The sequence below is a fragment of the Bittarella massiliensis (ex Durand et al. 2017) genome, assembly GCF_017566145.1.
Taxonomy (GTDB): Bacteria; Bacillota; Clostridia; order Oscillospirales; family Ruminococcaceae; genus Bittarella; species Bittarella massiliensis_A.
In genome coordinates this window covers 1-249 of record NZ_JABFCL010000114.1, presented here as the reverse complement: position 1 = coordinate 249, position 249 = coordinate 1, and the positions used below count along the sequence as shown (strand labels likewise).

Below are 249 nucleotides of genomic sequence, written 5' to 3'. Positions count from 1 at the left end.
CGTCAGACGTGTCTCCTCCCACTTATCCACATCTCTTCCGGATCGGACCCCGCAGAAATCTGTAGCTCTTGCAAGCTTCTCCGTCGTCAGGTTGACGACAAATTCTCCTGTTTCCTCGATCATATGGTGGGAAAACCGTCCCGGACGGACCGAAATGTAAAGCATGGGCGGATCCGAGCAGACCGTCCCGGTCCACGCAACCGTAAGAATATTGTCCTTTCCTGATTTATCCGCACAGCTTACCATGAC

Annotated in this window: 1 protein-coding gene; it reads right to left on the bottom strand. The window is 53.0% G+C overall.

From position 1 onward, the window contains the following. The coding region (locus tag HJY11_RS13675) for a flavin reductase family protein (RefSeq protein ID WP_208076471.1) at positions 1-249 on the bottom strand (249 nt) is incomplete at both ends.